This window comes from Stenotrophomonas rhizophila (genome assembly GCF_003651185.1).
GTDB classification, from domain to species: Bacteria; Pseudomonadota; Gammaproteobacteria; order Xanthomonadales; family Xanthomonadaceae; genus Stenotrophomonas; species Stenotrophomonas maltophilia_Z.
Genome location: NZ_RCDC01000009.1, coordinates 193,560 through 200,587, shown reverse-complemented (window position 1 = coordinate 200,587; position 7,028 = coordinate 193,560). Strand labels below are relative to the sequence as shown.

Genomic DNA, 7,028 nt, shown 5'->3' with positions numbered 1-7,028 from the left:
CAGCGACGCCGTGGCACAGCAGCAGAACTGGGGCATCGGTGGCGACAACAGCCGCGCGCTTGAGGCTGTTACCACGCTGCTGGTGGGTGCTGCCTCCGGGCAGGGCGGCGGCCAAATGGTGGCCAACGCCCTGGCGCCGTATGCGGCGAACCTGATCGGCGACAAGTTCGATACGAACCATGGCAGTGATCCGAACGCTGCACTGCAGCTGCTCTCTCATGCGCTGTTGGGTGCGCTGCTGGCTGAGGCCAATGGTGGTAACGCAGCAAACGGTGCGGGCGCAGCGACCGGCGGTGAACTGGCGGCGAAGCTGCTGACCGAGGCGCTGTATCCTGGCTACACCGGCGAGCTGAATGATCAGCAGAAGCAGACGATTCTGGCGCTGTCGCAAGCGGTGGGCGCGGTGGCTGGTGGGCTTGGTGGGGATGGGCTGGCCGGTGCTGGTTTGGGTAACTTCATCGCCTTGAATGCTACCGAAAATAACTTTCTATCAAAGAGCGATGTAAAGCAGCTCAGTGAGTAGCTCAAGCTGTGCTCAGCGAATGATAATTCGTGCAGGGATGCAGTGGTTGCGGATGCGCAGAGAAGGAGTGATGCGAATAATGAAAGAATAAAAATGTGTTCAACTCTTGAATGTGTAAATGGTTTTATGCCTGAGATTTTTGAGGGTGTGCGCAACTTTGGCGCGCTCTATTCCGGCGACGCTGCTAAGGGTAACAAGGATAAGCTTGCGTTCGGCGCAATATCCGACATCGAAACAAAAGCCCTGCTAGTCGCAGCAAACATGGCAGCGGGAATTCCTATTTATTCGGACTCCGGGCTTAGCAAAGATGAATTTTTAAGAAAAGTGGATGCCTCTGGCTATACTGTCGGCGTCCCCGGAACAAGGTTCCAAGACTTGTTTGCTACCTACGAGGAAGCATTTGGATCAACAAGGCAGCCTCATGAATACGCGACGACATCAGTGGGGTGCGTAACCAGTGCTGTCTCAACCTGCGGAAACGCTGCTTCTCAGTTCGATGCCCTCCGGAGGTATGCGGGGCCAGGGACGGACGGCAAGGGGCTCGCCAACAACGGGGTGGTTAGCTATCTTTCAATTCTTGGCCTGTCCTTGGGGTACGTGACACACTTGATCGACCCTAGCACCAGTAGCCTTATCAATATTACGGTCCCCAATGCTCATGCCCTCGATCCCGGATTCGTCCTTCGACAAGTTGTTCCAGATGGAAAAGGTGGATTCTCGATATCGACTACAGGCTGGGGCACTGGCAGCAGCCCGATGGCGAATTCCAATAGCTGGGCTGACGGACCGGTTTGGTGGCCAAATACAAACGAAATTGGTGGGGACGTTCAAGGGTTCAAATGGCCTTGGCAGGAGACGCAAAAACCGCGTCGCTGCGTTGTAAGTATGAGCATTCAGGGGAAACCGGTTGAGGTGTGTCAATGAGTCAGGAATCTGTGGTGCACAAGGTTGTTGCCGCCCCGCTATGTAGCGGTGTGGCGACTTCAATTGTTTTTGCCCTATCGTCCATCTTGGCCGGAGGGAGTTGTCTAGCGTTCTCTCTATTGCCCCTCTATTCTTTGTGATCGGCGCCGTTATGGGTGGAATATGTGGAGTTCCATTGGTTCTGCTCCTTGAGTGGAAAGCTTCATCATGGCGATTGAGGTATTTCTTCATGGGCCCTGTTTGTGCCCTATGCGGCTGGCTACTGTTTGAGGGTGCGTTCGCAGGAGGCGCTTGGCAAAAAGTTTGGTCAAGTTCGAGCTTCTGGCTTGAATGGGCACCCAGGCGAGTGCTGGTTTTCTCACTAATTGGGCTTCTTGCAGCATTGCTATTTACTGTGAGCATTTCGCTAGTGACGCATTTCAGGACACGCGGTTCACGGTAGCTGTCCGCAGTCCTCCTCGGAGAAGTGGGCAGAGCAGTACGACCTCGCCGCATTCAGGACCTACGTCCGGACTCAAGGTTTCGTCACATCATTCTTGCTCCGTTCTGTAGCGTACTTGCTTGGCTCGTAATCGAAGGCGCATTTTCGCGGGACGGCTGGCATCGAATCTGGACTAGCGGCAGCTTCTGGATCGATTGGGCACCCAGACGGGTGGCGGTAGCGATTTCAATTGGCCTGCTGACTGGAATCATCTACACCATCATCTGGCCACGGGCGCGCAGAGCCTTTAGGGTGAACCAATAGAAATAGAGCGCCTGAGCACCCTCGGCGTGCGATAGTCGGTTGGCCGCCTAATCATTAGATGATCAAGTGGGGAACTGACAAGCATAGTGAAAATCGTTGGGCGGTCTTAAGAGGCAAGTTCACCGCGTGATTTGAACTCGGCGATCTCTGCGTCCAGCTATGGGAACACCACCCTCACCGGCCAGAACATCTCGCTCAAGGCCGAAGATGTATTATTGGCTGAACCATGTGATAGGCCCGCACTGCTGCTCAGCTATCTGGAAGGCTGGTTCGAAGGACTGGAGGGCGCTGGATGTGGAGATCTGGATCGAGCGTTCAGAACCCCGTACTGGTGGAAGTTGTGTGCAGATGAAGCGCATGTAATGAAGGGTGGTTACTTCGGCTGTTGGTCTGTCGAGGCTGCCGTGGTGGCGAAGGCGCTGGCGATTGATGACGATGCTTGCCTGACGCATGTGAACTATCCGGTTGACCTGCTTGCTGACGGGCGCAGCCCTCGATACGTAGACATTGCGTCGCCATTTGAACCGGCGGTCGAAGCTGATGATCTCGCGCAGAGAAAGAGCTGGCTTTCCAGGATTCTAAAAAGAAAGTGACGCAATCGAAGAACGCCAAGCAAGGCGCAAGGAAGGCACATGGATGAGGATCGATGACAAATTGCGCCTTTGAGTGCTGCAATGAGTCGGAACTGCCTGCGGAACTAGAGCATCGCGTTGCCGGATTTGGCTTGCGGCCCGTGGTCGGCTCGATGAGGATGTCCTAAATGATGCAACGTTCTTACATTTTTTCCTGGATAGTGTGCTTGACCAGCTTGGCGGCAGTGCTGACCAACTACGTAATGAGCTACAGCTTCCTTGGCTGCGACGGCAGAGGTTCGTTCTCGCTCGCGCTATGTCATTTTCTGCGCCCTTGCATGGATGCTTTTCTACTCATCGCTTTTGTATCGCTCCCTGTACTGACTCTCGCCCTGATTGTGCGTGTCGCTATGTCCGGTCGGTTCCGTCGGTGGGAGACGCTTCTTGCAACGGGATCGCTGCTCCTGTTCGCGGCAAGTGCAACGTTCTTCCCATCTTCATAGGTGAGCAGCCACGTAATCCTGTGGGCGGGATACACCGCGGGGGGCGGTCAGGATAAATAGTCTCAGCGGCCCGGGCTGTCGACGTCGCTGGCGCTGATCGGCTCAAGTATCCACCTGCCTTCCGTATCGACGCTCACGTCAACCGTGAACTCACCCTCCAGACTGTCACTGGCCAGCAGCAGCCGCGTGCCATCGAGCAGGAATTCCTCTGGCTGCAGCGCGATGGTGAACACACCGTCGGTCGCACCGCCCACCATCGCGCGGTTGCGAACCAGTAGATAGCCGTCGCCGACGATATAGCCGCCCACGATGGATCCCGTCATGGGGGGGGCGCCTTCCCCGCGAAACTCACCGGTGAGGTGCGGATTCGTTTCTTTGCGGGCCTCCTCGACGGCATCCACCAAGCGCGGGTCAGCCACCAGGCGATAGGGCGAGGGAATCAAAAGGCGTGCGGCGCTGGAGCCCATGTAGAGGTCGAGCAGCGGCTGCAGATGTGCGCCGCGCTCACTGTTCAATTCCTCGACCAATGCCTGGTTGCTGGCGTCAATCTCAGGGACCGGATGGATATCGCCAGTGACTGGATACAGGGCAAGCAACATATCAAGCGGACTGCGCCCGGCAGCCACATCCATCTGCCAGTGCTGTCGGGTTGTTTCGAGCAGCGCACCTGCAAGGCTGCCCAGCAGATACGTCTGGTACCCATGGCCGCGGGTGAAATTGGGCTGCAATCCAGCATGCCACGGAAAGACGTAGCGCAGCGACTGGCGAATCCGTGCATCACGATCGGTTGGGTCAGCGATGTCAGCGGCGGCCAGCAGCTGCAGCTCGGCATACTGCGCCATGCCTTCGATGATCTCCTGGCTCGTCATCTCAGTCACGCTTCCATGGACGTCTGCAAAGGCCTGATACCACGTGGAGGCGTGGCGCAGGTGCTGGCTCTGCTCGGCCGGCTGCGCCAGGGCCCGGTGCATTGCATCGTACAGATGCGCTCGCTGCCTTGACCACGACGCGGTGACGGGGTACTCGGCGAAACCATTGGCGCGCGGTGCGACCCATCGGCTTCTCATCTGGAAGTCATGGAACTTCTCGTGAGTGGCCAGCCGAAAGATCCGACGTGCCGGCTCGGTGTCGCCGGGAAAGATGGGCGATGGTGGGCCGCTCACGGCCGCATCCAGCTGGATGACCACTGCGCGACGTCCCGCGACATCGGCAAAGAAGAACACCCAATCGGGGAACCCAGGTGCCAAGGGGTCAATCACGCTGCGATCCAGTTCGCGTTGGCCGTCAGTCGTCACTTCGACCGCCCGATTCTCGAACAGCAGCACTGCGGATTGCGCATCGAAGTCCGCACCCGGCCAGATATCGGGGGCAAGAGGCCACGATCTGGCTACCATTGCCTGCACCTCGTCCACAATGTTGCTCGGATCGTATGCGTTCGCCGCGGTGGGGTTCGAGGTGACAAGCACGCCTATCCCGACGAGGCACACCATCATGTCTGTCATCCATCCTTTCATGCATTGACTCCTCATTTGGTCCATCGCGTGTTACGACCTCGAACCCGACAGCGGTCGTGCGGAACGGGTGATCCAGCGGACTCTGAGGGCTGATGCCTGTGGTCGACAGTCGGGAAAGTCTGAAAGGCCCTGGATAGCGATACACATCCCACATTGAGGTGGGAGAATCTCGATGATCGCAATCAGAAATCCGCTGCCTAGTGGTGTCGTCAATCCACAGCTTGGATGCGGTGTTGGCCGGTTGTCCTCACGGCGGGCGCACTTGCAAGGATGCGCAAGGTGACGTGCAATGCGACCATGACCCTCAATCGATTCCTAGTGTCGGCGATGGTGCTGGTGTTGTCCGCCTGCGCCAGTACCACCGTCCGCAGCCCGCTCGCCAGCTGGGTGCCGTCGCCGAACCACAACGTGCGCGCGCCGGTCGTTATCGTCCTGCACCACACCGATCAGCATTCCGTGCAGGAGAGCCTGGATACGCTGCGTAGTGCCAACAGCGGCGGCAAGGTCAGCTCGCACTATCTGGTCGGGGCCGATGGCCACATCTACCAACTGGTGGGCGATGACCGGCGCGCCTGGCATGCCGGTCCCGGGCGCTGGGGCACCATCACCGATCTCAACTCGGCCTCGATCGGCATCGAGATCGACAACGACGGCGACACGCCGTTCGCATCGGCACAGATCGCGGCCTTGATCCGCCTGCTGGATGACCTGTGCACGCGCCTGCGCATCCCGCGCAGCCAGATCATCGCGCATGCCGATCTGGCCCCGTCGCGCAAGCAGGATCCCAGCCGTTTCTTCCCGTGGCAGCAGCTGGCCGAAGCCGGTTTCGGCGTATGGCCGCGCGCGACCGATGGCCCGGCGCCGATGGGCTTCGATCCCTGGATGGCCCTTCAGACCTTCGGTTACCCGATGGACGACCGGGCGGCGGCCGTCGGCGCCTTCCATCGCCGCTTCCGCGGCCGCGACGATCTGCCCGCAGATCTCGATGCCGAAGACGCCCGCATCCTGCACTCGCTGCTGTTGCAACAGGAACGCCGCCCATGAAGTTCACGGCCGTCCTCTCCGTACTCAAGCACGCCGCGCTGATGGGCGTGGGATTGGCGCTGTTGAGTGCCTGCGCGGTCGCGCCGCAGCGCCCGGCATCACCGCCGGTGCAAACCAGCACCTACGCGAAGGCAAACTGGAACGCATTGCCCGCCGTCGCGGATGCCGATCTGCAGGCTGGCTTCGCGGCCTGGCGCAGTGCCTGCCCGCGCCTGAAGACGGAGGCCAACTGGGCACCCACCTGCGCAGCGGCGGCCAACGTTGCCACCACACCGGCCGGCATCCGCCAGTTCTTGCAGGCCAATCTCGACGTCTATGCGCTGCGTGCCGCCGGCAACCGGGCCGACGGCCTGATCACCGGCTACTACGAGCCGATCTATGCCGGCAGCCTCACCCGCACCGCGAAGGCATCGGTGCCGGTGTACGGCGTGCCCGACGACATGGTCAGCGTCCAGCTCGACAGCCTTTACCCCGAACTCAAGGGCAAGCGCCTGCGCGGCCGCGTGGAGGGGCGCGTGCTCAAGCCGTATGACGATGCAGCGCGGATCGCCACGAACGGCGTCAAAGCCCCCGTATTGGCCTGGCTGACCAGCCCGATGGACCTGCAGTTCCTGCAGATCCAGGGCTCCGGTCGCGTGCAGCTGGCCGATGGTCGTCAACTGCGGATCGCCTACGCCGACCAGAATGGCCATCCCTACCGCCCGATCGGCCGCTGGCTCGTGGAGCAGGGTGAGTTGAAGCAGGCCGACGTGAGCATGGCCGCCATCCGCGCCTGGGCCGATGCCCATCCCGCACGCGTGCCCGAGCTGCTGGCCAGCAACCCCAGCTATGTGTTCTTCACCCGTGGCCCGGACAGCGATGACGGCCCGCGCGGCTCGTTGAACGTGCCGCTGACCGCCGGCTACAGCGTCGCCGTGGACCGCAACGTCGTGCCGCTGGGCAGCCTGTTGTGGCTGTCCACCACGCGGCCGGACGGTACCGCGCTGGTGCGCCCGGTCGCCGCGCAGGACACCGGCGGTGCCATCACCGGCGAAGTACGCGCGGACCTGTTCTGGGGTACCGGCGATGCGGCCGGCGAGCTGGCCGGGCACATGAAGCAGAAGGGCACGATCTGGATGCTGTGGCCGAAGGGTGTGGCGTTGCCGAAGGCGCCCGACCCCGCCAACTGACGGCGGGTGCACGCTGCCCGGGCGTTTGCCAGCG

At 60.5% G+C, this 7,028-nt stretch carries 6 protein-coding genes; 5 read left to right on the top strand and 1 reads right to left on the bottom strand.

Translation table 11 applies throughout. The features are described 5' to 3' along the window. The 3 genes from BCL79_RS19640 to BCL79_RS19635 all read left to right on the top strand — a co-directional run. Positions 1-523, top strand: a 523-nt coding sequence (locus tag BCL79_RS19640; protein ID WP_183073838.1) for a VENN motif pre-toxin domain-containing protein, incomplete at its 5' end; no start/stop codon positions are given. Between the two features lie 93 nt (positions 524-616). Further along, a complete protein-coding gene (locus tag BCL79_RS20170; RefSeq protein ID WP_147433930.1) occupies positions 617-1,447 on the top strand; it encodes a hypothetical protein in 831 nt (276 codons plus the stop codon). A gap of 876 nt (positions 1,448-2,323) precedes the next feature. Continuing rightward, complete coding sequence (locus tag BCL79_RS19635) at positions 2,324-2,785, top strand: PoNe immunity protein domain-containing protein (protein ID WP_121044499.1); 462 nt, start codon at positions 2,324-2,326, stop codon at positions 2,783-2,785. 544 nt (positions 2,786-3,329) lie between these two features. On the opposite strand, the gene BCL79_RS19625 is transcribed toward BCL79_RS19635, so the two are convergent. Then, positions 3,330-4,781 (bottom strand): hypothetical protein, encoded by a 1,452-nt coding sequence (locus BCL79_RS19625; RefSeq protein WP_147433929.1) that lies wholly within the window; start codon positions 4,779-4,781, stop codon positions 3,330-3,332. A 297-nt stretch (positions 4,782-5,078) separates the two neighbouring features. Here BCL79_RS19625 and BCL79_RS19620 point away from each other — a divergent pair, with 297 nt between their 5' ends. Next, positions 5,079-5,825: an N-acetylmuramoyl-L-alanine amidase gene (locus tag BCL79_RS19620; protein WP_121044537.1), complete on the top strand. Its 747-nt coding sequence runs from the start codon at positions 5,079-5,081 to the stop codon at positions 5,823-5,825. Positions 5,826-5,866: 41 nt separating this feature from the next. Beyond that, on the top strand, positions 5,867-6,994 hold the full coding sequence (gene mltA / locus BCL79_RS19615; RefSeq protein ID WP_428999477.1) for a murein transglycosylase A: 1,128 nt from the start codon (positions 5,867-5,869) through the stop codon (positions 6,992-6,994). The last annotated feature ends 34 nt before the right edge of the window (positions 6,995-7,028 follow it).